1 pseudogene is annotated in these 539 nt (G+C 64.7%); it reads right to left on the bottom strand.

Annotated features, from left to right (window positions below):
- A pseudogene (locus J4E58_RS31785) lies at positions 1–539 on the bottom strand (potassium-transporting ATPase subunit B); the annotation flags it as partial.

The following is a 539-nucleotide window of genomic DNA, read 5'->3' as shown; positions in this document are numbered from 1 at the left end:
GCACTGAACGGCACGGCGGTCAGCATTTCGGCGCCCGGCTCGGGCTGTGGATAAAGCCCGCGCAGGTATTCGACGATGGATTTGCCTTCCGCCGTGTCGTCCGCCAGCGAGGCCAGCAAGGTCGCCTCGGCCATTTCCTGGTGATTGACCCCAGGCGCTGCGTGGATGGCCGCGCAACGACGGTTACCGAAGGTGATGGTGCCGGTCTTGTCCAGCAGCAGGACATGCACGTCACCCGCCGCTTCCACGGCACGACCGGATTTGGCGATCACGTTCAGCCGCACCAGGCGGTCCATCCCGGCGATCCCGATGGCCGACAGCAGGCCACCGATGGTGGTCGGAATCAGGGTCACCAGCAACGCCACCAGGAACACCAGCGGCAGGCTGCCATTGGCAAAGTGGGCGAACGGCTGCAGGGTCACGACCACGATCAGGAAGATCAGGGTCAGGCCGATCAGCAGGATATCCAGGGCCACTTCGTTCGGGGTCTTCTGGCGCTTGGCGCCTTCCACCAGGGCGATCATGCGATCGAGGGTCGA

The sequence above is a fragment of the Pseudomonas sp. FW305-25 genome (genome assembly GCF_017351415.1).
Classification (GTDB): Bacteria; Pseudomonadota; Gammaproteobacteria; order Pseudomonadales; family Pseudomonadaceae; genus Aquipseudomonas; species Aquipseudomonas chlororaphis.
The sequence above is the reverse complement of the archived record's forward strand: the minus strand, read 5'-3'. Positions and strand labels throughout refer to the sequence as shown.